16 protein-coding genes are annotated in these 24,086 nt (G+C 72.0%); 3 read left to right on the plus strand and 13 right to left on the minus strand.

Annotation, left to right across the window (positions count from 1 at the left end):
- Nucleotides 1–28: 28 nt before the first annotated feature.
- Nucleotides 29–1,591 carry an MFS transporter gene (locus tag ABZX40_RS27320; protein ID WP_355743978.1) on the plus strand — a complete coding sequence of 521 codons (1,563 nt, stop codon included), beginning with the start codon at nucleotides 29–31 and terminating at the stop codon, nucleotides 1,589–1,591.
- A 65-nt stretch (nucleotides 1,592–1,656) separates the two neighbouring features.
- On the opposite strand, the gene serA is transcribed toward ABZX40_RS27320, so the two are convergent.
- The 6 genes from serA to ABZX40_RS27350 form a co-directional block, all read right to left on the minus strand.
- Nucleotides 1,657–3,246 carry a phosphoglycerate dehydrogenase gene (gene serA, locus ABZX40_RS27325; protein WP_355743975.1) on the minus strand — a complete coding sequence of 530 codons (1,590 nt, stop codon included), beginning with the start codon at nucleotides 3,244–3,246 and terminating at the stop codon, nucleotides 1,657–1,659.
- Nucleotides 3,247–3,535: 289 nt separating this feature from the next.
- Nucleotides 3,536–4,534, minus strand: a complete 999-nt coding sequence (ilvC, locus tag ABZX40_RS27330) for a ketol-acid reductoisomerase (protein ID WP_355743972.1) — start codon at nucleotides 4,532–4,534, stop codon at nucleotides 3,536–3,538.
- A 125-nt stretch (nucleotides 4,535–4,659) separates the two neighbouring features.
- A complete protein-coding gene (gene ilvN / locus ABZX40_RS27335) occupies nucleotides 4,660–5,184 on the minus strand; it encodes an acetolactate synthase small subunit (protein ID WP_355743970.1) in 525 nt (174 codons plus the stop codon).
- Between the two features lie 31 nt (nucleotides 5,185–5,215).
- Entirely contained in the window at nucleotides 5,216–7,063 is a 1,848-nt protein-coding gene (locus ABZX40_RS27340) for an acetolactate synthase large subunit (protein WP_355743967.1), read from the minus strand.
- A 242-nt stretch (nucleotides 7,064–7,305) separates the two neighbouring features.
- Complete coding sequence (locus ABZX40_RS27345; protein WP_355743964.1) at nucleotides 7,306–10,488, minus strand: EAL domain-containing protein; 3,183 nt, start codon at nucleotides 10,486–10,488, stop codon at nucleotides 7,306–7,308.
- A 365-nt stretch (nucleotides 10,489–10,853) separates the two neighbouring features.
- Entirely contained in the window at nucleotides 10,854–11,810 is a 957-nt protein-coding gene (locus ABZX40_RS27350; RefSeq protein ID WP_355743961.1) for a 2-hydroxyacid dehydrogenase, read from the minus strand.
- A 109-nt stretch (nucleotides 11,811–11,919) separates the two neighbouring features.
- On the opposite strand from ABZX40_RS27350, the gene ABZX40_RS27355 reads away from it, so the two are divergent.
- Together ABZX40_RS27355 and ABZX40_RS27360 are read left to right on the plus strand one after the other, a co-directional pair.
- Nucleotides 11,920–12,918 (plus strand): aldo/keto reductase, encoded by a 999-nt coding sequence (locus ABZX40_RS27355; RefSeq protein WP_355743958.1) that lies wholly within the window; start codon nucleotides 11,920–11,922, stop codon nucleotides 12,916–12,918.
- A gap of 198 nt (nucleotides 12,919–13,116) precedes the next feature.
- On the plus strand, nucleotides 13,117–14,301 hold the full coding sequence (locus tag ABZX40_RS27360; RefSeq protein ID WP_355744119.1) for a PQQ-dependent sugar dehydrogenase: 1,185 nt from the start codon (nucleotides 13,117–13,119) through the stop codon (nucleotides 14,299–14,301).
- A gap of 145 nt (nucleotides 14,302–14,446) precedes the next feature.
- Here the strand turns inward: ABZX40_RS27360 and ABZX40_RS27365 are convergent, their stop codons facing one another.
- The 7 genes from ABZX40_RS27365 to gatB form a co-directional block, all read right to left on the minus strand.
- On the minus strand, nucleotides 14,447–14,788 hold the full coding sequence (locus tag ABZX40_RS27365) for a DUF6191 domain-containing protein (protein WP_355743955.1): 342 nt from the start codon (nucleotides 14,786–14,788) through the stop codon (nucleotides 14,447–14,449).
- A gap of 142 nt (nucleotides 14,789–14,930) precedes the next feature.
- The gene (locus ABZX40_RS27370; protein ID WP_355744116.1) at nucleotides 14,931–18,035 is read right to left on the minus strand and encodes an AAA family ATPase; all 3,105 of its coding nucleotides are present in this window, start codon (nucleotides 18,033–18,035) and stop codon (nucleotides 14,931–14,933) included.
- A 320-nt stretch (nucleotides 18,036–18,355) separates the two neighbouring features.
- A complete protein-coding gene (locus tag ABZX40_RS27375; RefSeq protein WP_355743953.1) occupies nucleotides 18,356–18,553 on the minus strand; it encodes a hypothetical protein in 198 nt (65 codons plus the stop codon).
- A 202-nt stretch (nucleotides 18,554–18,755) separates the two neighbouring features.
- Nucleotides 18,756–19,349 carry a hypothetical protein gene (locus tag ABZX40_RS27380; protein ID WP_355743950.1) on the minus strand — a complete coding sequence of 198 codons (594 nt, stop codon included), beginning with the start codon at nucleotides 19,347–19,349 and terminating at the stop codon, nucleotides 18,756–18,758.
- A 72-nt stretch (nucleotides 19,350–19,421) separates the two neighbouring features.
- Nucleotides 19,422–19,982: a GNAT family protein gene (locus tag ABZX40_RS27385; protein ID WP_355743948.1), complete on the minus strand. Its 561-nt coding sequence runs from the start codon at nucleotides 19,980–19,982 to the stop codon at nucleotides 19,422–19,424.
- Nucleotides 19,960–22,251, minus strand: a complete 2,292-nt coding sequence (locus ABZX40_RS27390; RefSeq protein WP_355743945.1) for an MMPL family transporter — start codon at nucleotides 22,249–22,251, stop codon at nucleotides 19,960–19,962. Before ABZX40_RS27390 ends, ABZX40_RS27385 begins: the two co-directional genes overlap by 23 nt.
- Before the next feature lie 306 nt (nucleotides 22,252–22,557).
- Nucleotides 22,558–24,072 (minus strand): Asp-tRNA(Asn)/Glu-tRNA(Gln) amidotransferase subunit GatB, encoded by a 1,515-nt coding sequence (gatB, locus tag ABZX40_RS27395; RefSeq protein WP_355743944.1) that lies wholly within the window; start codon nucleotides 24,070–24,072, stop codon nucleotides 22,558–22,560.
- Nucleotides 24,073–24,086: the final 14 nt, after the last annotated feature.

Consider the following 24,086-nt stretch of genomic DNA (forward strand, 5'->3'; position numbering starts at 1 on the left):
CGTTTAATACATCCGTACAGTCCCTGCCATGACGACGACCTCCGGGATTCCGCCCGTCTCCCCCGCCCGCGCCGGCCGCCGGGAGTGGACCGCGCTGGGCGTACTGATGCTGCCGCTGCTGCTGGTGTCGATGGATGTCTCGGTGCTGTACTTCGCGGTCCCCGCGATCAGCGCCGATCTGGCACCGACCGGCACCCAGCAGCTGTGGATCTTCGACATCTACGCCTTCGCCGTGGCCGGTCTGCTGCTGACCATGGGCTCGCTCGGCGACCGCATCGGCCGCCGCAGACTGCTGCTGATCGGCGCCGCCGCCTTCGGCCTGGCCTCCCTCGCCGCCGCCTACGCCCACACCGCCGAGATGCTGATCGCCGCCCGCGCGCTCCTCGGCATCGGCGGCGCCACCCTGATGCCCTCCACGATGGCCCTGCTGCGCACCATGTTCACCGACCCCGGCCAGCGGGCGAAGGCCATCGCCCTGTGGTCGACGGTGATGACGGCGGGCGTGGCACTGGGCTCGGTGATGAGCGGGCTGCTGGTCGAGCACTTCTGGTGGGGCTCGGTCTTCCTGGTCAACCTCCCGGCGATGGCCCTGCTGCTCCTGGTCGGCCCGCTGCTGCTCCCCGAGGCCCGCGACCCGGACCCCGGCCGCTTCGACTGGCCGAGCGTGCCCCTGTCCATGGCCGCGGTCCTGCCAGTGATCTACGGTCTGAAGGAGATCGCCGCCGAGGGCTGGAACCCGGGCTATGTCGTCTCGATCACCACGGGTCTGCTCTTCGCCACGCTCTTCGTGCACCGCCAGCGCACCGCGCGCTCCCCGATGATCTCCCCCGCGCTCTTCAGCAGCCGCGGCTTCTCCGCCGCGATCTCCCTCAATCTGATCGCGCTGTTCGCGATGATGGGGTCGGCGTACTTCACCACCCAGTACCTTCAGTCGGTCCTCGGCAAGAGCGCCCTGGAAGCGGCCCTGTGGGCCCTGCTCCCCTCGGTCCCGATCGCCGTCGCCGCGCCGACCGCCGCCACGCTGGTGCAGCAGGGCGTCCACCGCGCCCATGTGGTCACCGGCGGCTTCCTCATCGCCGCGGCCGGCTACGCCCTGCTCGCCCTCGCCGGCACCGACTCCCTCTGGCTGGTGCTGGCCGCCTGCGGGGTCCTCGCCTCCGGCATCACCATCGCCCTGTCCCAGATGGTCGACCTCGCCCTCGGCACGGTCCCGGTGGCCCGCGCCGGTTCCGCGTCCTCCCTCCTGGAGACCGCGGCCGAGTTCGGCGGCGCCCTCGGCATGGCCGTCCTCGGCTCCATCGGCACGGCGGTCTACCACGACGCCGTCCCGGCCGACGCCCCGCCCGAGGCCCGGGAGACCCTGGGCGGCGCCCTGGCCGTCGCCGCCCGCCTCCCCGCCGAGGCGTCCGACGCCCTGACGGCAGCGGCCCGCGCGGCCTTCACGGACGGGATGCGGGCGGCGTCCCTGGCGGCGGCGGTCCTGCTGCTGGCGGGGGCGGTGCTGGCGACGGTGATGCTGCGGAACGTACAGGTCAGGGACCACAGGAAAACGCCGGACGAGCCGAGTCACCTCAGCTCGTCCGGCGTTTGAGGACGAGGCCCTTCAGGGCCGAAGCGGCGGCCCGGGGGCGGCAGCCCCCAGACCCGCCGCCCACCTCAGACCAGGTTCACCGACCGCGCCGACTTCGCGCCGATCTCCGCCGAGACCTCCGCCAGCACCCCGGGCGCCACGGTGTCGTCCACGGTCAGCACGGCGAGTGCCTCCCCGCCGACCGCCGCGCGGGCGACCTGCATCCCGGCGATGTTGATCCCGGCCTCGCCGAGGATCCGGCCGACCGTGCCGACCACACCGGGACGGTCCTCGTAGCGCAGCACCACCATGTGGTCCGCGAGGGCGAGATCGACGTCGTACTCCCCGACGGCGACGATCTTCTGGTGGTGCTTGGGACCGGCGAGCGTGCCGGACACGGACACCTCCTCGCCGCTGCCGAGCGTGCCCCGCACGGTGACCACATTGCGGTGGTCGGGCGACTCGGAGGAGGTGGTCAGCCGCACCTCGACGCCGCGCTCCTGGGCGAACAGCGGGGCGTTGACATAGGACACCGTCTCGGCGACGACATCCTCGAAGACGCCCTTGAGCGCGGAGAGTTCGAGCACCTTCACATCGTGCTGGGTGATCTCGCCGTAGACCTCGACATCGAGGCGGACCGCGACCTCGCCGGCGAGCGCGGTGAAGATCCGGCCGAGCCGCTCGGCCAGCGGCAGCCCCGGCTTGACGTCCTCGGCGATGACCCCGCCCTGGACGTTCACCGCGTCCGGGACCAGCTCACCGGCGAGGGCGAGCCGCACCGAGCGGGCGACGGCGACCCCGGCCTTCTCCTGGGCCTCGTCGGTGGAGGCACCGAGGTGCGGGGTGGCGACGACCTGGTCGAACTCGAACAGCGGCGAGTCCGTGCACGGCTCCTTGGCGTAGACATCGAGCCCGGCACCGGCGACCCGGCCCTCCTTGAGGGCGGAGTACAGCGCCTCCTCGTCCACGATCCCGCCGCGCGCGGCGTTGACGATCCGCACGGTCGGCTTGACCTTGCGCAGCGCCTCGTCACCGATCAGACCGGCGGTCTCGGGGGTCTTGGGGAGGTGGACGGTGATGAAGTCGGAGACCTCCAGCAACTCGTCCAGGGAGAGCACCTTGACGCCCATCTGCGCGGCCCGCGCGGGCTGGACGTAGGGGTCGTAGGCGACGACCTTCATCCCGAAGGCGCTCATCCGCTGGGCGACCAGCGCGCCGATCCGGCCGAGGCCGACGACACCGAGGGTCTTCTCGGCCAGCTCGACACCGGTGTACTTGCTGCGCTTCCACTCGCCCTGCTTGAGGGCGGCGTTGGCCTGCGGGATGTTGCGGGCGGTGGCCAGGATCAGACCGCAGGCCAGTTCGGCGGCGGTCACGATGTTGGAGGTCGGGGCGTTGACGACCATCACACCGGCCTTGGTGGCGGCGGAGACGTCGACATTGTCCAGACCGACCCCGGCGCGGGCGACGACCTTCAGTTTCCTCGCGGCGGCGATGGCCTCGGCGTCGACCTTGGTCGCGGAGCGGATCAGGATCGCGTCGACGTCGGCGATGGCGGGGAGCAGTTCGGCGCGGTCCGCGCCGTTGCAGTGCCGGATCTCGAAGTCGGGGCCGAGCGCGTCGACGGTGGCGGGCGACAGCTCTTCGGCGATGAGTACGACGGGGTTCGAGCTCACGTGAGTCCTCACATGTCCGATGCGGACGGCCGTCCCGACGGCCGCAGGCGGTGGAGGGGGAGCACACCGGGCTTGGCCGGTGTCGCTTGGCCGCGTGGAAGACGCACGACGCTGTGGGCCTGACGCGTATGTAATACGGCAGTGTATCGGCGCGGCACCGGGCGTCTTACGCCTCCGCGGAAGGATCACCCGGAAGGGAAACTCCAGTGTGTATGAGTTCCTCGCAGGTCCGGGCAACCGCCCGTGGCGGTGCCCCGTCGTCGGGGCACCGCCACGGAACGGATACGGCTCAGGCGTCCTCGTTCACCCAGGACATCAGCTTGCGCAGCTCCTTGCCGGTGGTCTCCAGCAGGTGCTCGGCGTCCTGCTGCTTGTACTCGTTGTACTTCTTCAGACCGCCGTGGTACTCGTCCATCCAGTTCTGGGCGAAGGTGCCGTCCTGGATCTCGGCGAGGACCTTCTTCATCTCGGCCTTGGTGGCGTCGGTGATGATCCGCGGGCCGGTGACGTAGTCGCCCCACTCGGCGGTCTCGGAGACCGACCAGCGCATCTTCTCCAGGCCGCCCTCGTACATCAGGTCGACGATCAGCTTCAGCTCGTGCAGGCACTCGAAGTAGGCGATCTCCGGCTGGTAGCCGGCCTCGACCAGGGTCTCGAAACCGGCCTTGACCAGGGCGGACGTACCGCCACAGAGGACCGCCTGCTCACCGAACAGGTCGGTCTCGGTCTCCTCGGTGAAGGTGGTCTTGATGACCCCGGCGCGGGTACCGCCGATGCCCTTCGCGTACGAGAGCGCCAGCGCGAAGGCGTTGCCGGTGGCGTCCTGCTCGACGGCGGCGATACACGGAACGCCGCGGCCCTCCTCGTACTGGCGGCGGACCAGGTGGCCGGGGCCCTTGGGGGCGACCATGCAGACGTCGACACCGGCGGGGGCCTTGATGAAGCCGAAGCGGATGTTGAAGCCATGGCCGAAGAACAGCGCGTCGCCGTCCTTCAGGTTCGGGGCGATGGACTCCTCGTAGACCTGGCCCTGGATGGGGTCCGGGACGAGGATCATGATGACGTCGGCCTCGGCGGTGGCCTCGGCGGGGGTGACCACGCGCAGGCCCTGCTCCTCGGCCTTGGCCTTGGACTTGGAGCCCTCGTGCAGACCGACACGGACGTCGACACCCGAGTCGCGCAGCGACAGCGCGTGGGCGTGGCCCTGGCTGCCGTATCCGATGACCGCGACCTTGCGGCCCTGGATGATGGACAGGTCGGCGTCGGCGTCGTAGAACAGCTCGGCCACTTTGGGTTCTCTCCTTGGGGTGCAGATGGTGCGTCCCACCGTATGACGGCGGGGGGAGGGGAAGTCTCGGGGTCTCGAAATACGGGCGGCACCGGGGCTTGTCCCGGGCCGCCCGGCCTCCGGTGTTACGCGGACCGGTCCAGGGCGCGCAGCGACCGGTCGGTGATGGAACGGGCGCCGCGGCCGATCGCGATGGTGCCGGACTGGACCAGTTCCTTGATGCCGAAGGGTTCCAGCATCTTCAGCATGGCCTCCAGCTTGTCGCTGGAGCCGGTGGCCTCGATGGTCACGGCCTCCGGGGAGACGTCCACGGTCTTGGCGCGGAACAGCTGGACGATCTCGACGATCTGGGAGCGCGTCTCGTTGTCGGCGCGGACCTTCACCAGAACGAGTTCGCGCTGGACGGCCGAGCCGGGTTCCAGCTCGACGATCTTCAGCACATTGACCAGCTTGTTGAGCTGCTTGGTGACCTGTTCGAGGGGCAGTTCCTCCACGCCCACCACGATGGTGATGCGGGAGATGTCGGGGTGCTCGGTGACCCCGACGGCCAGCGAGTCGATGTTGAAGCCGCGGCGGGAGAACAGGGCGGCGATCCGGGCGAGGATGCCGGGGGTGTTCTCCACCAGGACGGAGAGCGTGTGCTTGGACATGATCGTGGGGTTCTCTCTCGCTCGGTCTCGCTCAGTCGTCTTCGCTGTCGCCGAAGTCGGGGCGGACGTCCCGGGCGGCCATGATCTCGTCGTTGGAGGTGCCGGCGGCGACCATCGGCCAGACCATCGCGTCCTCGTGGACGACGAAGTCGACGACGACCGGGCGGTCGTTGATCGCGTTGGCCTCCTCGATGACCTTGTCCAGGTCCTCGGGGGACTCGCAGCGCAGGCCCACACAGCCCATGGCCTCGGACAGCTTCACGAAGTCCGGCACGCGGGTGCCCTTGGCCTGCGGATTGACATCGTCGGGGCCGGAGTGCAGCACGGTGTTGGAGTAGCGCTGGTTGTAGAACAGGGTCTGCCACTGGCGGACCATCCCGAGGGCGCCGTTGTTGATGATGGCGACCTTGATCGGGATGTTGTTCAGGGCGCAGGTGGTCAGTTCCTGGTTGGTCATCTGGAAGCAGCCGTCGCCGTCGATGGCCCAGACGGTCTGGCCGGGGGCCCCGGCCTTGGCGCCCATGGCGGCGGGCACGGCGTAGCCCATGGTCCCGGCGCCGCCGGAGTTCAGCCAGGTCGCGGGCCGCTCGTACTGGATGAAGTGGGCGGCCCACATCTGGTGCTGGCCGACGCCCGCCGCGAAGATCGTGTCCTCGGGGGCGAGCTGTCCGATGCGCTCGATGACCTGCTGCGGGGAGAGCGAGCCGTCGGCGGGCTGGTCGTAGCCGAGGGGGTAGGTCTCGCGCCAGCGGCTGAGATCCTTCCACCAGGCGGTGTAGTCGCCCTGGTGGCCGTCGGCGTGCTCCTTCTGGACGGCCTGGACCAGATCGGCGATGACCTCGCGGGCGTCCCCGACGATCGGGACGTCGGCGGCGCGGTTCTTGCCGATCTCCGCCGGGTCGATATCGGCGTGCACGATCTTGGCGTACGGGGCGAAGCTGTCCAGCTTGCCGGTGACGCGGTCGTCGAAGCGGGCTCCGAGGGCGACGATCAGGTCGGCCTTCTGCAGCGCGGTGACGGCGGTGACCGATCCGTGCATACCCGGCATTCCCACGTGCAGCGGGTGGCCGTCGGGGAATGCGCCGAGCGCCATCAGGGTGGTGGTGACGGGCGCTCCGGTGAGTTCGGCGAGGACCTTCAGCTCGGCGGTGGCGTGGGCCTTGATGACCCCGCCGCCGACGTAGAGGACGGGCCGCTTCGCGCTGGTGATCAGCTTGGCGGCCTCGCGGATCTGCTTGGCGTGCGGCTTGGTCACCGGGCGGTAGCCGGGCAGGTCCATGACCGGCGGCCAGGAGAAGGTGGTGCGCGCCTGGAGGGCGTCCTTGGCGATGTCGACCAGGACCGGGCCGGGGCGGCCGGTGGCGGCGATGTGGAACGCCTGGGCGATGATCCGGGGGATGTCCTCGGCCTTGGTGACCAGGAAGTTGTGCTTGGTGATCGGCATGGTGATGCCGACGATGTCCGCCTCCTGGAAGGCGTCGGTGCCGATCGCCTTGGAGGCGACCTGGCCGGTGATGGCGACCAGGGGCACCGAGTCCATATGGGCGTCGGCGATGGGGGTGACCAGATTGGTGGCGCCGGGTCCTGAGGTGGCCATGCAGACGCCGACCTTGCCGGTGGCCTGGGCGTAGCCGGTGGCGGCGTGCCCGGCGCCCTGCTCGTGGCGGACCAGGACGTGACGCACCTTGGTGGAGTCCATCAGCGGGTCGTACGCGGGAAGGATCGCACCACCGGGAATGCCGAATACCGTGTCGGCCCCGACCTCCTCAAGCGAGCGGATGAGGGACTGCGCACCCGTGACGTGCTCGGGGGCGGACTGCTGTCCTCCGGATCGGGGCCGCGGCTGCGGATGATGGGCCCCGGTGGCCTGCTCGGTCATCGGCATTCTCTTCTCGATGCTGAGGGTTTTTGCGAGGTTTGTACGGTGTACGACTGCTGTACGGGCGGTGCTGGTGCAACAAAAAACCCCTCGTGCCGAAAGGCAAGCGAGGGGAGCGCGCCGGGTGTGGTCGCTGGGTTCCGGAGTCCGATCCGGTGATTCCCAGCTCAGCCGACGCGCTGTCCAAGTACGAGAATTCGGGTGCGCATGGCACAGACCCTCCCCCTCCCACACACTCACTGTCAAGTGGGTGGGACGGGAGTCTCATTATGTGAGCGCAGGGGCGATCCGCCGCCGAACACCGTACCGACCCCCGGCCCGCCGTACATCCCGGCGCCACTGCTCTCCATGGCCCGCTCCCCGCGCGCGCCCGCGTAGGCGGGTTCGACCGGGGAGGAGGGCGGCGCGCAGTGGCCCGAGGACAGGGCCCGGCGCAGCCGGTACTCGTCCAGCGGACCGGAGAACGCCATCCCCTGGCCGTGGGTACAGCCCATCGCGCGCAGCGCCGCCGCTTGCTCCGGCAGATCCACCCCGTCGGCCACGGACTGCATCCCGAGGTCGCCCGCGATCCGCAGCAGCCCGGCGGTGATCTTGTGCAGCCGGGCGGACTCCACCACGCCCTCGACCAGGGTGCGGTCGAGCTTGACGAGGTCCAGCGGGAGTCTGCCGAGGACGGTGGCGGGCGCGCAGCCGGTGCCGTAGCCGTCGAGGGCGATGCGGACGCCGAGTCTTCTGAGGGCGGCCAGCCGCCGCTCCAGCTCGTCCAGGGAGCCGCCGGTCTCCGGGTCGCACAGCTCGATCTGGAGCGCCCCCGGCGACAGCCCGTGCCGGGTGAGCAGCGCCTCGATGGAGCCGAGCGGCAGTGAGCGGTCCAGCAGCCGGCGGGCGCTCAGCCGGACCGCGACCGGCACCGCGATCCCGGTGGCGGTGCGCTCGGCGGCCTGCTCGACGGCCTCCTGGAGCATCCACCGGCCCAGCTCCGCGGTCCGGTCGCCGTCGGCGGCCACCCGCAGGAACTCCGCGGGGGTGAACAGCACCCCCTGCGAGGAGCGCCAGCGCGCCTGTGCGGCGACCGCGGTGATCCGGCCGTCCTCCAGCCGCGCCACCGGCTGGTGCAGCAGGGTGAACTCCCCGTCGTGCAACGCGGCCCGCAGCCGGGTGGCCAGCTCCGCCTTGCGGACGACGTCCTGCTGCATCTGCGGCTTGTACAGCTCGACGCGGCCCTTGCCGGCCGATTTCGCCCGGTACATCGCGAGGTCGGCGTTGCGCAGCAGCTCCCCCGCCCCGAGGCCCGGTTCGGCGAAGGCGACCCCGATGGAGGCGGCCACCCGGACGTCGTTGCCATCGATGTCGTAGGGCTGTGAGAGGGTCAGTCTGAGCCGGTCGGCCAGTTCCAGGATGTGGCGCTCGCGGGCCGCGCGGTCGCGGGTGGAGTCGCCGACGATCAGGGCCGCGAACTCGTCGCCGCCGAGCCGGGAGGCGGTGTCGGTCTGGCGGACCGAGTCCTGGAGCCTGCGGGCGGCGTGCACCAGCAGTTCGTCCCCGGCCTGGTGGCCGATGGTGTCGTTGACGGCCTTGAAGCCGTCGAGGTCGATGAAGAGGACCGCCGTGTTGCGCAGTGCCGGGCCCCGGTCGGAGCTGCGGCGGCCGGCGAGGGCCTGCTGGACGCGCCGGGTGAACAGGGCGCGGTTGGGCAGATCGGTGAGCGGGTCGTGCTCGGCGTTGTGCTGGAGCTGGGCCTGGAGCCGGACGCGTTCGGTGACGTCCCGGCTGTTGAAGATCAGGCCGCCGTGGTGGCGGTTGACGGTGGACTCGACGTTCAGCCAGTCGCCGCCGCCGGAGCGGAAGCGGCACTCGATGCGGGTGATGGGTTCTTCGAGCGGGTTGGCGGTGAGGAAGCGGCGCACCTCGTGCACCACACAGCCCAGGTCGTCCGGGTGGATCAGCTCGGCCAGCTCGGAGCCCACCAGGTCCTCCGCGGGCCGCCCGTAGACCCCCGCGGCGGCCGGGGAGACATAGCGGAGCAGGCCGGTGGGGGTGGCGATCATGATGACGTCGCTGGACGACTGGACCAGGGAGCGGAAGTGGTTCTCCTTGTGCGCCAGTTCCTGGGTGAGGGTGATGTTGTCCAGCAGCATGATCCCCTGGCGGACCACCAGGGCGAGCACGACCGTGCCCCCGGTGAAGAGCACCACGCGGTCGACGCTGCGGCCGTTGAGGACGTTGTAGAGGATGCCCAGGGTGCAGACGGCCGCCGCCAGATAGGGCGTGAGGGCGGCCAGCGAGCCGGTGATCGGGCGGGTGGCCGGATACCGGCCGTGCTCGGCGGGCGGCAGCGGGGGGCGCGGCCCGGGGACCGGGGGGCGCATCCCGCGCGGGTGGGCCTCGGCGGCGCGGCGGGCGCAGCGGACGGTGGCCCAGGGGGCGTAGGCCAGCAGGACCGAGCCGGCGAACCAGCCCGCGTCGAGGAGCTGGCCCGAGCGGTAGTTGCTGTGCAGCAGCGGTGAGGTGAACAGGGCGTCGCACATCACCGTCAGGGCCAGGGCGCCGATCGCGGTGTTGATGGCCGAGCGGTTGGCGCCGGAGCGCCGGAAGTGCAGGGCGAGGACCATGCTGACCAGCGCGATGTCCAGCAGCGGGTAGGCGAGGGAGAGCGCGGTGTGGGCGACGCCGGCGCCGCCGGAGCTGGCGGTCTGGGCGAGGGCCAGGCTCCAGGACAGGGTGAGCAGCGAGCCGCCGATCAGCCAGGCGTCCAGCCCGAGGCAGACCCAGCCGGCCCGGGTCACCGGCCGTTTGGCCAGGACGAGCAGTCCGATGATGGCGGGCGGCGCGAAGCAGAGGAAGAACACGTCCGCCGAGCTGGGGGTGGGGACCTGGCGGTCGAGCACCACCTCGTACCAGCCCCAGACCAGGTTGCCCATGGCCGCCATCGCCGAGGAGAGGGCGAACAGCAGCCAGGCGGCCCGGAAGCGGACCCGGCGGGTGCGGGCGTAGAGGAAGCAGGAGACGGCCGCGGCGCCCGCGGCGGCGCTCAGCCCGAAGTCGCCCATGATCAGGGCGAGTTGCTCGGATCCCCAGCCGAGGGCGGAACCGACGCCGTAGCCCGCGCAGACCACGGCCAGGGCGAGTTGATGGAGGGTGCTCCAGCCGCCGCCGAGGGCCGGCGGGGCGGGGCGGGGCCTCGGTACGGACTGGGGGCGCGGCCCTGCGTCGAGGGCGGCCGTGGGAGGTGACAGCGAGTTCACCGGGTCCTCCCGGTCCGTGCCGCCGCGGGGTCCCGCGGGTCCCGGAGTGCGCCGTTCCTTCGGTCGCCATGCCTGCGGTGGTGGCAGTGATGGCCGCCGTGCCCCGTGTGATGACCGCGTCTGTGCGCGGCCGTGCGCCAGGGCCGTCGCCGGCCTCGCCGCGTCGGATCGTTCGTCCATAGGCCGTGCATCGCCCGTCGCCCCCCTCACAGTCTGAAATGTCCATCCCCGGCGCGCGCCGAACGGCGCGCGGCGCAGCCCCTGTCCGGGACGATACACCAGTCTCGTCACTCAGGGACATAGTCTCTCTACGCTCCGTGACGACCAGCGGGGATGTCGGCACGGACCGCTTCCGGGGGACTGCGGAGGGTGCACGAAGCGGAGTCCGGGCCCGCGCGCGGGGGTCGCGGGCCCGGCGGGCGGCTCCGGCCAACCGCCCCTCGTGCGGGGCCGGTTGGCCGGATCCGCCGGTGGTCGGGCGGTGGTCGGTCAGTGGATCCGCCGGTGATCTGCCGGTGATCCGCCGGCAGTCGGGCGGTGAGCGGTCAGTGGTCCCCGGGAGGTTCCGTCGTAAGGATCACGTTCGCCAGGGGCTCCCGGTTCACATAACGGGTCAGCTGGTCGACCAGCAGCCGCCGGGCGCGCGGCATGAACGCGGAGGTGGGGCCGCCGACATGGGGGCTGATGAGCACGCCGGGCGCCCGCCACAGCGGATGCTCGCGCGGCAGCGGCTCGGGGTCGGTGACATCGAGGGCGGCGGTGATCCGCCCGGTCTCCAGCTCGGCCAGCAGGGCCTTGGTGTCCACCACCCCGCCACGGGCGATGTTCACCAGCAGCGCCCCGTCCCGCATCCGCGCCAGAAACGTTTCGTCGACCAGACCGCGGCTGCTGTCGTTCAGGGGCGTGGACAGGATCACCACATCCGCTTGCGGGAGCAGAGCGGGCAGTTCGGCGAGTGGATGCACGGGACCACGTTCGGTTGTGCGCCCGGAGCGCGCGACGCGCACGACCCGCGCGAGCTCAAACGGTACGAGCCGGTCCTCGATGGCGGCACCGATGGACCCGTACCCCACGATCAGTACGGTCCGGTCGGCGAGGGCGGGGCGGAAGCCGCCGAGCCACTCGCCCCGGTCCTGGGCCCGCACGAAGTCGGGGATGCCGCGCAGCGAGGCCAGGATCAGGGCGAGCGTCAGCTCGGCGGTGCTCGCCTCATGGACCCCGCGCGCATTGCACAGCCGTACACCGGGGCGCAGTTGCTTCAGGCCGGGCTCCACATGGTCGATCCCGGCGGACAGCGTCTGCATCACCTCCAGCGAGCGCATCGCGGGCATCGGGCGCATGACGACCCCGGGCGACTGCATGTAGGGCACGACGTAGAACGCGCAGTCGGCCGGGTCCTCCGGGTAGTCCTCGCCGCCGTTCCAGTAGCGGTAGTCGAGGCCCTCCGGGAGCCCTTCGATGTCGTCCGGGGGGATGGGGAGCCATACATGTGCGGTGGTCATGTCCAGGAGGCTAGGGCCTGTCGCCGTGTTCCTCTCCCCCGGGCGGCGTCAGGGGCGGGCGCGGGCAGAGGTTAGGTTGGGTGCCGCGGACAGGGAGGGTTACGGGCAGGTGGAGCGCAGGACGATCGGCGCGACGGCGCTCGCGGTGGGGGCCGTCGGACTCGGGTGCATGCCGATGAGCTGGGGGTACAGCTCCTCCCGGCAGCGGGGGGACACATCGCTGAGGACCGTGCACCGGGCCCTGGACCTGGGCGCGAATCTGCTGGACACGGCCGATATGTACGGCCCCTTCACCAATGAGCTGCTGCTGGGGCGGGTACTCAGGGAGCGCCGCGCGGAGGCGATCGTCTCCACCAAGGTGGGGCTGCTGGTGGGCGAGCAGCACATCGTGGCCAACGGCCGGCCCGGCTATGTGCGGCGGGCCTGCGACGCCTCGCTGCGGCGGCTCCAGACCGATGTCATCGACCTCTACCAGTTGCACCGCCCCGATCCCGAGGTGCCCGTCGAGGAGACCTGGGGTGCGATGGCGGACCTGGTGCGGGCCGGGAAGGTGCGCGCGCTGGGCTTCTGCGCGGTGGGCGCGCGGGGCGGCCGGCGCACCGGGACGGGGCTGTACGACACCACGATCCGCCAGCTGGGGCGGGTGCAGCAGGTGTTCCCGGTGAGCGCGGTCGAGGCGGAACTGTCGGTGTGGTCCCCGGAGGCCCTGGAGTCCCTGCTGCCGTGGTGCGCCGCCCGGGGTGTGGGCCTGCTCGCGGCGATGCCGCTGGGGAACGGTTTCCTCACGGGCACACTGACGCCGGGCGAGGGCTTCGAGCCGGACGACATGCGGGCCCGGCACCCGCGCTTCACCGCCGAGATGATGGCCGCCAACCAGCCGATCGTCGCCGGGCTGCGGCGGATCGCCGCCCGGCGCGGACCGGAGGTGACCCCGGCGCAGGTGGCCCTGGCCTGGACGCTGGCCCAGGGGCCCCAGGTGATACCGGTGCCGGGGACGAAGCGGGAGCGGTGGGTGACGGAGAACGCCGGGGCGGCGGAACTGCGGCTGACCCCGCGGGACCTGGCGGAGCTGGAGTTGCTGCCGGGGGCGCGGGGGTCGTGGGAGTGAAGGGGAGGGAGGGGAGAGGGGGGAGGTGCGATGAGGGAGGAAGAGGGAGGAGAGGGGAGGAGGGGGAGAGCGGGTGGGGGGAAGTGGATTTCTTGATCGGGAACCTGTGGGGCGCGAGCGGTGTATGACAAGTAGGAACCGCGGGAACCGTGGGGACCGCGAGGGAAGAACGGGGGGAGACCCCGCGTCGAAGGGACCCTGATCGTGCAACGTCATGCTGTGACGGCCGTGCTGGCCGCGACCGCGCTGCTGCTGACGGCCGGCTGCACCTCCGACGACCCGGGCGGCACCTCCCCACCGAGTACGACGGGCAGTGCGACGGGCCCGAGCCCGGGGGCGGGCTCGGGGTCACCGTCCGGGCCCGCCACCGACGCCCCGCCGCCCGCCAAGGGCTCGGCGGAGGTGGTGCGCACGGTCGCGGAGGGCCTGGACAGCCCCTGGGGCGTCGCCCCGCTGCCGGGGGACGGCGGGCTGCTGGTCTCCTCGCGCGACGAGGCGACGATCTCCCTGATCGACACCGAGAGCGGGCAGCGCACGGAGGTGGGCGAGGTGCCGGGCGTCTCCCCGGCGGGCGAGGGCGGGCTGATGGGCCTGGCCCTCTCCCCCGACTACGCCTCGGACCACATGGTGTACGCGTACTTCACCTCCACCGGGGACAACCGCGTGGTGCGGATGCTCTACGACCCCGAGGAGCCGGCCGGCCAGCAGCTCGGCGCTCCGGACACGGTCTTCCGGGGCATCCCCAAGGGCGTGATCCACAACGGCGGCCGGATCGCCTTCGGCCCGGACAAGATGCTGTATGTGGCCACGGGCGAGGCCGGGGACACCGGGCTGTCCCAGCAGCGGGACTCGCTGGGCGGCAAGATCCTGCGGATGACCCCGGAGGGCGAGCCCGCGCCGGGCAACCCGTTCCCCGACTCGACGGTCTACACCCTGGGGCACCGCAATGTGCAGGGTCTGGCCTGGGACTCCGAACAGCGGCTCTTCGCCGCCGAGTTCGGCCAGGACACCTGGGACGAGCTGAACGCCATCGAGCCCGGCGCCAACTACGGCTGGCCCGAGGTCGAGGGCGAGGCGGACGACAGCCGGTACCGCGATCCGCTGGCCCAGTGGAGCACCGACGACGCCTCCCCCAGCGGGATCGCCTTCGCCGAGGGCTCGATCTGGATGGCGGGCCTGGGCGGCGAGCGGCTCTGGCGCATCCCGCTGGACGGCACGGAGGCTTCGGCGGAACCGCAGTCCTTCCTGGAGGGCGAGTACGGGCGGCTGCGGACGGTGGTGGCGGCGGGCGACGGCAGACTCTGGGTGGTGACTAGCGAGACGGATGGGCGTGGGTCTGTGGAGGATGGGGACGATCGGGTTTTGGAGGTGGAGGTGAGGTAGGGGGTGGGTGGGGGGTTGGGGTGCGGGGGGGGGGCTGGGGTGCGTGGGGCGTTGGGATGCGTTGGGGGCTGGGGTGCGTGCGGGTCTGGGGTGGCCTGGGGCTCTGGGGCTCGGGTCGCCTTAGGGGCTCGGGCCGCCTTAGAGGTTAGGGCTGGCGCCGGTTGTCCTTGCCGGTGGTATCGCCGGTGGTTTCTTCGCCGGGGTCGGGGGCGTCCGGGGCGGGGGCGTCCGGGGCGGTGGTTGGCTCCGCAGTGTCCGGTCCGGCGGTGGTGGGCTCGGGGGTGGTCGGCTCGGCAGCAGCCTGCTCGGCGGTGGTCGGCTCGTCCGGTGGGGTCGGGCGGACCACTACCCTTCCCGACTCCAGGTCTATCGGGCCCCGGCCCGGGTCCGCGTCGCCGACGTCCTCGCGGGTCAGTGCCAGGCGGTTCTGCTCGTCGGTGGTGTGTTTGCGGCCGGGGGCGAAGAGTTCCTCGAACGGGTTGAACATGGCTCTCCCTGGTCGCGGTCCGGCTCGGCGGCTCTGGCCGAGCGGCCCTGGCTGGGCGCCTTCGAGCGGGCGGCTCTGCGTGGGCGGCTCTGCACAGCGCCCTCAAAGGCGTTCACAGGCACAACGACCGGGGGTTCCCGCATCATCCCGCCGCGAGATGCCCGCCGTCGGCCGTGGCCGGGAAGAGGCCCAGCCGGTGGGAGAGGGCAGCGGCCTCGCCCCGGCCGGAGACTCCGAGCTTGCCGAGGATGTTGGAGACATGGACGCTCGCCGTCTTCGGGGAGATGAAGAGTTCCTCGGCGATCTGGCGGTTGGTGCGTCCGGCGGCGACCAGGCGCAGGACATCGCGTTCCCGGCTGGTGAGGCCGAGGGCCTCGGCGGGGTCGGCGGGGCTGAGGACACGGTCCTGGTCCCGGCGGAGGGTGAGGCGGGCGCGCTGGGCGAGGCGGCCGGTGGCCTCGGCGAGCGGGCGGGCGCCGAGATGGTCGGCGACGGTGTGGGCGAGGCGGAGCAGTTCGGTGGCGCGGGCGCGGTGGTCCTCGGTGAGGGAGGTGGCGGTGTCCGGGGCGTCGCCGGGGGCGTCCGGGCCGGTGGCGAGGAGGGACTCGGCGAGGCGGTGGCGGACGCGGGCGAGGTCGTAGGGGCGTTCCAGATGCTCGAAGGCGGTGACGATCTCGGACCAGGTGTCGGGGGTGGCGGTGCCGTCGGCGCGGCGGAGTTCGGCGCGGACCCATTTCTCATGGGCCTGCCAGACGGGGGCGCCGGTGGTGAGGTGCTTGGCGGTGTCCAGGATGCGGGTGAGGGCGGCCTCGCGGCCCGGGGCGGCGTCGGGCAGGGTGCGGTGGTCGGCCTCGGCGCTCGCGGCGGCGACGAGGAGCTTCCAACCGAAGACCTGGGTGCCGGGCGGGAGACCCGCGTCCAGGGCGCGGTCCAGGGCGGCGCGGGCGTCGGCGATGCGGCCCTCGGCGGCGGCGACGCCCAGGGCCAGGGCGGCGACGGGTATCCACTGCTGGGGCATCTGGTCATGGGTGCCGAAGTGGGCCTCGGCGGCGGCCAGTTGGCGGGCGGCCTCGGCGATGTCGCCGCGGGCCAGGGCGATCTGGGCGAGGCAGAGGGCGCTGGCGCCCTGGGGTTTGTCGCCCAGGCCGCGGCGGCGGGCGGTGCCGGCGGCGTCCGCGGCCTCCGTCCAGCGGCCGAGGGAGAACAGGGAGTCGGAGAGATTGCCCCAGATCCAGGTCTCGGAGCCCAGCAGGCCGTAGCGGCGGGCGAAGCCGACGCCCTCCTGGAGGAGGTCGACGGCCTCCTGGGAGCGGCTGACGGTCTCCAGGCCGTGGGAGAGATTGACGTAGGCGCGGCCGGCGGCGTGGGGGATGCCCTCGGCCAGGGCCAGATCGCGGACCTCGTACAGCTCGTCCAGGCCGGCGTCGGTGCCGCCCGAGTCGACGAGGAGGATGCCCCGGGTGACACGGGCGTCGAGTTCGATCTCCCGGGAGTGGACCATGCGGGCGTAGTCGACGGCGCGTTCGGCGGCGGCGAGGGCCTCGGCGCCCGGGGTGTGCAGCATGCACCAGCCGGCGACATTGCTGAGCACCTCGGCGTGCACCTCGGACGGGGGCAGCCCGCGGACCAGGTCCTGGGCGGTGGCCAGTTCCGTCCAGCCGTCGCCGCGGCCGTTGCCCTGGACCAGCCGGGAGCGCTGGACCCAGAACCAGGCGGCGAACAGCGGGTCGTCCTCCTCGTCCAGCAGCCGCAGGGCCCGTTTGGTGATCTTCAGGGCGCGGTCGCGTTCGCCGCAGAAGCGGCCGGCGTCGGTGGCGGCGGCCATCAGATCGAGATAGCGCAGCGGGGTGGGGGCGCAGTCGCCGGTGTCGGGGGTGCGGTAGATATCGGCGTAGTCGGCGGGGCGCAGGGCGGCGCGGACGGGCTCGGGGGCGCTGTCCCACAGCTCCATCGCGCGCTCCACGAGCCGTAGTTGCTCGGCGTAGGCATGGCGGCGGCGGGCGGCGACGGAGGCGTCGAGCACGGCGGGGAGGGCCTTGGCGGAGTCATGGGCGTGGTACCAGTAATTCGCCAGGCGCATCAGGCGCTCGCCCTCGGGGACGAGGGTGGGGTCGGCCTCCAGGGCCTCGGCGTAGTGGCGGTTGAGGCGGGAGCGCTCGCCGGGGAGCAGATCGTCGCTGACGGCCTCGCGGACCAGGGAGTGGCGGAAGCGGTAGCCGTCGGCCTCGGGGGTGGCGAGCAGGATGTTGGCGCCGACCGCGGCGCGCAGGGCCTCGATCAGATCGTCCTCGGTGAGCCCGGCGACGGCGGCGAGCAGCCGGTACTCCACGGTGGAGCCGCCCTCGGCGACGATCCGGGCGATCCGCTGGGCGCTCTCCGGCAGGGCCTCGACCCGGACCAGCAGCAGATCGCGCAGCGAGTCGGTCAGCCCGCCGGCCTGGCAGCCCTCGCTGGCGGCGACGGCGAGTTCCTCGACGAAGAAGGCGTTGCCGTCGGAGCGTTCGAAGATGGCGTCGACCTGGGCGGGGTCGGGTTCGGCGGCGTGGATGCCGGCGAGTTGGCGGGCGACCTCCGCGCGGTTGAAGCGGCCCAGGTCGAGCCGGCGGACGGTGCGCAGCCGGTCGAGTTCGGCGAGCAGGGGGCGCAGCGGGTGGCGGCGGTGGATGTCGTCGGCCCGGTAGGTGGCGAGGACGACGAGACGGCCGGTGCGCAGGGTGCGGCAGAGGTAGGCGAGGAGGTGGCGGGTGGAGGCGTCGGCCCAGTGCAGATCCTCCAGGACGACGACGACCGTGCGGTCGGTGGCGACGCGCTCCAGGAGGCGGGCGGTGAGTTCGAAGAGGCGGGCCATGCCCTCCTCGTCGTGGCGGCCCGCGCCGGTCTCGCCCAGCTCGGGCAGCAGCCGGGCCAGTTCCCCCTCCTGGCCGGCGGCGGCGTCGGCGAGGGCCTTCGGCAGGGCGCGGCGGACGGCGCGCAGGGCGGCGGAGAAGGGGGCGAAGGGGAGGCCGTCGGCGCCGATCTCCACGCAGCCGCCGAGGGCGACGACGGCGCCCCGGCGGTCGGCGGTCGCCGCGAACTCCTCCACGAGGCGGGTCTTGCCGACGCCTGCCTCGCCGCCGAGGAGGAGGACCTGGGGTTCTCCTGTGGGGGTGGTCGCGGCGCGGGACAGTGCGTCTTCGAGCGCGCTCAGCTCGTCTGTGCGGCCGACGAATACGGGGCTGAGGGACCTGTTCTCCACGAGGGCGAGCATGGCATGGGGGTCTGACATCGGGAGAACGGTTTTTGGGGGTGGGGGGGTTAGGGGGTGGGGGGTGCGGGTGGCTGTTGGCTGGCCCGGCGTCGTGGTTTTTCGCGCAGTTCCCCGCGCCCCTTCCGGGTTCGGCTCGCCCGCCGTCGTGGTTGCTCGCGCCGTTCCCCGCGCCCCTTCAGGGTTCGGCTTGCCCGGCGTCGTGGTTGCTTGCGCCGTTCCCCGTGCCCCTTCAGGGCGTGGGGGTTCGGGGGGTGATGGGTTCGGGTGTGCGGCAGGGCCGGCGGCCGGGGGGTTCCCGGTGCCGGCCCTGGCCCCCGTTGTCATGCGGCTCTGGGGAAGCGGAGGCGGCGGTGGCGGGGGGTATGGTCCTCGCCGGTCGCGCCGCTTCCCTGGGTCTGTTGCTCCGCCTCGCGGCGGGCGTCGCGGCTGCGGCGGACGGTCTCGCGGGCCAGCCGCGCCCGGTCGGCCTGCCGGATCAGCTCGTCGGAGCGGTACCGGTGGATCTCGTACTCGTACATCTGTTGCTCCTGGGAGAGGTGGTCGCGGGGAGTGTTCTCCGCGATGCCTCTACCTTCGTCTCCCAGGGGGTGCCGCCACATCGGGAGAGTTCCGCATCTTCGACGGCGGCCGGGGCCTTGGAAACAGCTAAGGGGCCTCAGGACGTACGGGAATGACCTAGGTACGTTCTGAGGCCCCCCGAGGAAGGCCCCCTGAGCAGGGTCAGCTGGTGGCGGGGAGGCCGAGCAGCAGGTCGGTGTACTTCAGGACGGCCAGGATCAGGCCGATGACACCGAGGGCCGCTCCGGCCCAGGCCACGGACTTGATCCAGGCCGGCTGCGGCGCCCCCGGCGCCCCGAACGCGGGCCGGACCAGCGTCACGACCGCCACGAGCAGTCCGAGCAGGGCGAAGGCGCCCGCGTAGAGGGCGGTGGCGTTCCAGGCGTCGCCGTAGCCCTCCTTGACGATGGCGGCCACATCGGTGGATCCGGAGGTCTGCATCCCACCGATCAGGGTCTCGCGCGCGGAGGCGACCGTACCGATCCAGCCACCGGTCAGGGAGACCAGGCCGAGCACGGCGGCGACGATCGCGGCGGCGCCCTGGCCGACGAAGCTGTTCTCCGTCACCGGGGGCTCGGTCCCGTCGGTCTCGTCGACGTCGTCCGGCTCCTCGGTGTCGAGGGCGGCGCCCGTGGTGTCCTGCGGGGTCACCGGGGTTCCGGGGGTCTCCTTCTGGAGGGCCACGCGCGTGCCCGCCGCCTCGTCGTTCTCGGTGGCGGGCGTCCCAGCCGCCTCGTCAGTCGTCTTGGTTCCCATGCCGGGCACCGTACGGACCGAGTCTGAGAAGTCCCTTAATGATCGTTGTGGGGGGGCAGGGGGCCGCCGGGGTCAGGTCGCGTCGCGGGCCGTGCGCCATTCGTCTGCCAGGACCGCCCAGATCTCGGTGTCCTGGCGGACGCCCTTCCAGGGGAAGGATTCCCGGAGCACTCCCTCGCGGGTGAAGCCGAGGCGCTGGGCGGTGCGGACGCTGGCGGTGTTGAGGGCCGCCGCGTGCCATTCGACGCGGTGCATGCCGCGGTCGTCCACGGCCCAGTCGATCAGGACCCGGCAGGCGCGGGTGATCAGACCGCGTCCGGTAGCGGCGGGTTCCAGCCAGCAGCCGATCTCGCAGACACCGGTGGCGGCGTCGAAGATCCGGAAGAGGACCCCGCCGACGAGCGTGCCGTCCAGCCACAGCCCGTGCAGGGACCCGCTGTCGGTGCCGCGGAGATCGGCGTACCGCTTGAGGATCTCGCGGGCGGAGTCGGTGTCGGTGGCCTGGGCGCCGAAGGGGATGTACCGGGTGATGAAGTCCCGGCCGCGGTCGAGGTGGGCGAGGAACTCCTCGGCGTGCCAGGTCTCCAGGGGGCGCAGTTCGGCTCTGTCGTCACCCAGTGATATCGCGTACATCCGGTCTCCGCTCCGTACCCTGGCCTTCGAATCCTTGACCTTCGAATCCTTGGCCTTCGAACTGTTCTGCGACTGCCGAGAGCCTCTCATGGATGGGATCCGGCGGGCTCAGGGACCTCTGGCGGCACTCGGGCGGCTCGATGCTGATCCGGGGCAGCCGCCGGTCCAGGGCCTTGGGCAGCCACCAGTTGGCGCCGCCCAGCAGATGCATCAGGGCCGGCACCAGCAGGGTCCGCAGGACGAAGGCGTCCAGGGCGACGGCGGCGGCCAGCGCGATGCCGAACATGGCGATCACCCGGTCGCCGCTGAGGACGAAGGCGAGGAAGACGGAGATCATGATGACCGCGGCCGAGTTGATCACCCGCCCGGTCTCGGCGAGCCCGACCCGGACCGCGCGCCGGTTGTCGCCGGTCTCCAGCCACTCCTCGTACATCCGGCCGACCAGGAACACCTGGTAGTCCATGGAGAGGCCGAAGAGGACCGAGACCATGATCACGGGGAGGAAGGGCTCGATGGGCCCGGCGCTGCCGAGGCCGAGCAGTTCGCTGCCCCAGCCCCACTGGAAGATCGCGACGACCACCCCGAACGCGGCGGCGACCGCGGCCACGTTCATCGCGGCGGCCTTGAGCGGTATGCCGATCGAGCGGAACGCCAGAAGCAGCAGCAGACAGCCCAGGCCGACGACCACGCCGATGAACAGCGGGAGTTTGCCGATGATCACATCCGCGAAGTCGTCATGGCCCGCGGTGACCCCGCCGACCTGGAGGTCGAGGGTGGTGCCGGTCTCGGCGCGGGGCAGGACGTCCGCGCGCAGCCGGTCGACCAGGTCGCTGGTGGCCCCGGACTGCGGGGCGGATTCGGGGACGACGGTGAGGTAGGCGGTGTCGCCGCCGGAGTTGAAGACCACCGGGGTGGCGGAGGCGACGCCCTCGGTGCCGCGCAGGGTGGCGTCCAGGTTGTCGAGGGCGAGCTTGTCGGCGGCGCCGTGGACCTCGGTGACCACGGTGAGGGGTCCGTTGACGCCGGGGCCGAAGCCGTCGGCGAGCAGGTCGTACGCCTGCCGGGTGGTGCTGGACGCGGGGTCGTTGCCCTGGTCGGAGGTGCCGAGGCGGAGCGCGAGGGTGGGCAGCGCCAGCACCGTGATCACCAGCAGGGCGAGGGCGCCGAGCTTCTTGGGGTGCCGTTCCACGAACGCCGACCAGCGGGCGGCGAACCCGGTGGGCAGTTCCGGTTCGGGCCCGTGCTCGGCCAGTCGGCGCCGCTCGCGGCGGCTCAGCGCCCGCATCCCGATCAGGGAGAGCAGGGCGGGCAGCAGCGTGATGCAGGCGGCGACGGTGAGCAGCACGGTGAGGGAGGCGGCGACGGCGACCCCGTTGAGGAAGCTCAGCCTGAGGATCAGCATGCCGAGCAGGGCGATGCAGACCGTCGCACCCGCGAACACCACGGCTCGTCCGGTGGTCGCGACGGCGTTGGCCGCGGCCTCGGGGACGTCCATCCCGCGTTTCAGTCCGCGCCGGTGCCGGGTGACGATGAACAGGGCGTAGTCGATGCCGACCCCGAGCCCGATCAGCATCCCGAGCATGGGCGCGAAGTCGGCCACGGTCATGACGTGGCCGAGCAGCACGATCCCGGCGTAGCCGGTGCCGACGCTGACCAGGGCGGTGGCGATGGGCAGCAGCGAGGCGGCGAGCGACCCGAACGCCAGGAACAGCACCACGGCGGCCACCGCGACCCCGACGACCTCGGCGAGATGCCCGCCGGAGGTCGGGGTCCCGCCGGTCGCGGTGCCGCCGACCTCGACCTGGAGCCCGTCGGTCGCCGCCGCCCGCGCGGTGTCCGTCACGGCCCGCACCGGCGCCTCACCGACCTCTCCGGCCGGGCCGTCGAAGGTGACCCCGGCGTAGGCGGTCCGGCCGTCGGCGCTGATCCGGGCGGCGCCCTGGTCGTCGTAGGGGCCGCTGACAGCGGTGACGGAGGGCAGGGCGGCGATCTCGTCCAGGGCGCGGGTCATGGTCTGCTCGACATCGGCGGCGCGGACGGTGCCGCTCGCGGTGTGCCAGACGATGGTGGCGTCCTCGCCTCCGACGCCGGGGAATCCATCGGCCAGGAGCTGGGTGGCGCGGCCGGACTCGGTGCCGGGGACCTCGTAGTCGTTGGAGTAGGCGGAGCCCATGACGGTGGCGGCGGCGCTGACGCCGCCGAACGCGAGCAGCCAGAGGAGAACGGCGACGAGGCGGTGCCGGACACACCAGCGCGCGAGGGCTGCCACGAAACGTGCTCCCAGAGGTGGAGGGTGGTCTTTGACCGGGACCGGGAGCAGTCGGGAACCATCGGAAACAGTCGTCCGCGCGCTGAACGGCCCGCAAAGAACGGATGAGCAGTCGCGGACCACTCTTACAGGCGGAAATGATCGTTTGCCGGGTTCGTGTGGTTTTTCACAAGACCCGGTCACTCAGATGAACGGGCACCGGCCGCCGAGGGTTCCCGGACCCGGAACCGGACATGGGGAAGGGCCGCACCGATGCCGGTACGGCCCTTCCCACCAGGGAAAATGCCCGGTCAGGACAGTGCCCGGTCAGCCCTCGGCAACGCCCAGCCGCTCCAGGATCAGCTCCTTGACGCGGGCCGCGTCGGCCTGGCCGCGGGTGGCCTTCATGACCGCGCCGACCAGCGCGCCGGCCGCCGCCACCTTGCCGCCGCGGATCTTGTCCGCGATGGCCGGGTTCCCGGCGATGGCCTCGTCCACGGCGGTGCCGAGCGCGCCCTCGTCGGAGACGACCTTGAGGCCGCGCTTGTCGACCACCTCGTCCGGGGTGCCCTCGCCCGCGAGGACGCCCTCGATGACCTGGCGGGCCAGCTTGTCGTTGAGGTCGCCGGACGTCACCAGCTCGGTCACCCGGGCGACCTGCGCCGGGGTGATGGCCAGCTCCTCCAGCGCCGTACCGGACTCGTTGGCGCTGCGGGCCAGTTCGCCCATCCACCATTTGCGGGCGGAGGCCGCGTCGGCACCGGCGTCGATGGTGGCGACGATCGGTTCCAGCGCCCCGGCGTTGAGGATCGCCTGCATCTCGGTGCCGCTGATCCCCCAGTCCTCGCGGAGCCGGTTGCGGCGCACCAGCGGCAGTTCGGGCAGCACGGCCCGCAGCTCCTCGACCCAGGCGCGGGACGGGGCGACCGGGACCAGGTCGGGCTCGGGGAAGTACCGGTAGTCCTCGGCCTCCTCCTTGATCCGGCCGGAGGTGGTGGAGCCGGTGTCCTCGTGGAAGTGCCGGGTCTCCTGGACGATGGTGCCGCCGGAGTCCAGGACCGCCGCGTGGCGCTGGATCTCGAAGCGGGCCGCGCGCTCCACGGACCGCAGCGAGTTGACGTTCTTGGTCTCGCTGCGGGTGCCGAACGTGTCGGCGTCCTTGCGCATCAGCGACAGGTTGACGTCGCAGCGCATCTGGCCCATCTCCATCCGGGCCTCGGACACGCCGAGCGCGCGGATCAGCTCGCGCAGCTCACGGACGTACGCCCGCGCGACCTCGGGGGCGCGCTCCCCGGCACCGGTGATCGGCTTGGTGACGATCTCGATGAGCGGGATGCCCGCGCGGTTGTAGTCGAGCAGCGAGTGCGAGGCGCCGTGGATCCGGCCGGTCGCGCCGCCCACATGGGTGGACTTGCCGGTGTCCTCCTCCATATGGGCGCGCTCGATCTCGACGCGGAAGGTCTCCCCGTCCTCCAGCTGGACGTCGAGATAGCCGTTGAAGGCGATCGGCTCGTCGTACTGGGAGGTCTGGAAGTTCTTCGGCATGTCCGGATAGAAGTAGTTCTTCCGGGCGAAGCGGCACCATTCGGCGATCTCGCAGTGCAGTGCGAGGCCGATCTTGATCGCGGACTCGACACCGGTCGCGTTGACGACGGGCAGCGCGCCGGGCAGACCGAGGCAGGTGGGGCAGGTCTGGGTGTTCGGATCGGCGCCGAGGGTGGTCGAACAGCCGCAGAACATCTTGGTGCTGGTGCCGAGTTCGACATGGACCTCAAGGCCCATGACGGGGTCGTAGGACGCGAGCGCGTCCTCGTACGACACCAGGTCGGTCGTGGTGGTCACGGTGGAAACTTCCC

Source organism: Streptomyces sp. NPDC004610, from assembly GCF_040609715.1.
Lineage (GTDB): Bacteria > Actinomycetota > Actinomycetes > Streptomycetales > Streptomycetaceae > Streptomyces.

What these genes read in the sequence shown, in the direction of transcription:
- ABZX40_RS27365 (WP_355743955.1), bottom strand. Translation starts at nt 14,788, where the DNA reads ATGTTCAACCCGTTCGAGGAACTCTTCGCCCCCGGCCGCAAACACACC.
- ABZX40_RS27320 (WP_355743978.1), top strand. Translation starts at nt 29, where the DNA reads ATGACGACGACCTCCGGGATTCCGCCCGTCTCCCCCGCCCGCGCCGGC.
- ABZX40_RS27345 (WP_355743964.1), bottom strand. Translation starts at nt 10,488, where the DNA reads ATGGACGAACGATCCGACGCGGCGAGGCCGGCGACGGCCCTGGCGCAC.
- ilvN (WP_355743970.1), bottom strand. Translation starts at nt 5,184, where the DNA reads ATGTCCAAGCACACGCTCTCCGTCCTGGTGGAGAACACCCCCGGCATC.
- ABZX40_RS27370 (WP_355744116.1), bottom strand. Translation starts at nt 18,035, where the DNA reads ATGCTCGCCCTCGTGGAGAACAGGTCCCTCAGCCCCGTATTCGTCGGC.
- ABZX40_RS27340 (WP_355743967.1), bottom strand. Translation starts at nt 7,063, where the DNA reads ATGACCGAGCAGGCCACCGGGGCCCATCATCCGCAGCCGCGGCCCCGA.
- ABZX40_RS27385 (WP_355743948.1), bottom strand. Translation starts at nt 19,982, where the DNA reads ATGTACGCGATATCACTGGGTGACGACAGAGCCGAACTGCGCCCCCTG.
- ABZX40_RS27350 (WP_355743961.1), bottom strand. Translation starts at nt 11,810, where the DNA reads ATGACCACCGCACATGTATGGCTCCCCATCCCCCCGGACGACATCGAA.
- ABZX40_RS27380 (WP_355743950.1), bottom strand. Translation starts at nt 19,349, where the DNA reads ATGGGAACCAAGACGACTGACGAGGCGGCTGGGACGCCCGCCACCGAG.
- ABZX40_RS27375 (WP_355743953.1), bottom strand. Translation starts at nt 18,553, where the DNA reads ATGTACGAGTACGAGATCCACCGGTACCGCTCCGACGAGCTGATCCGG.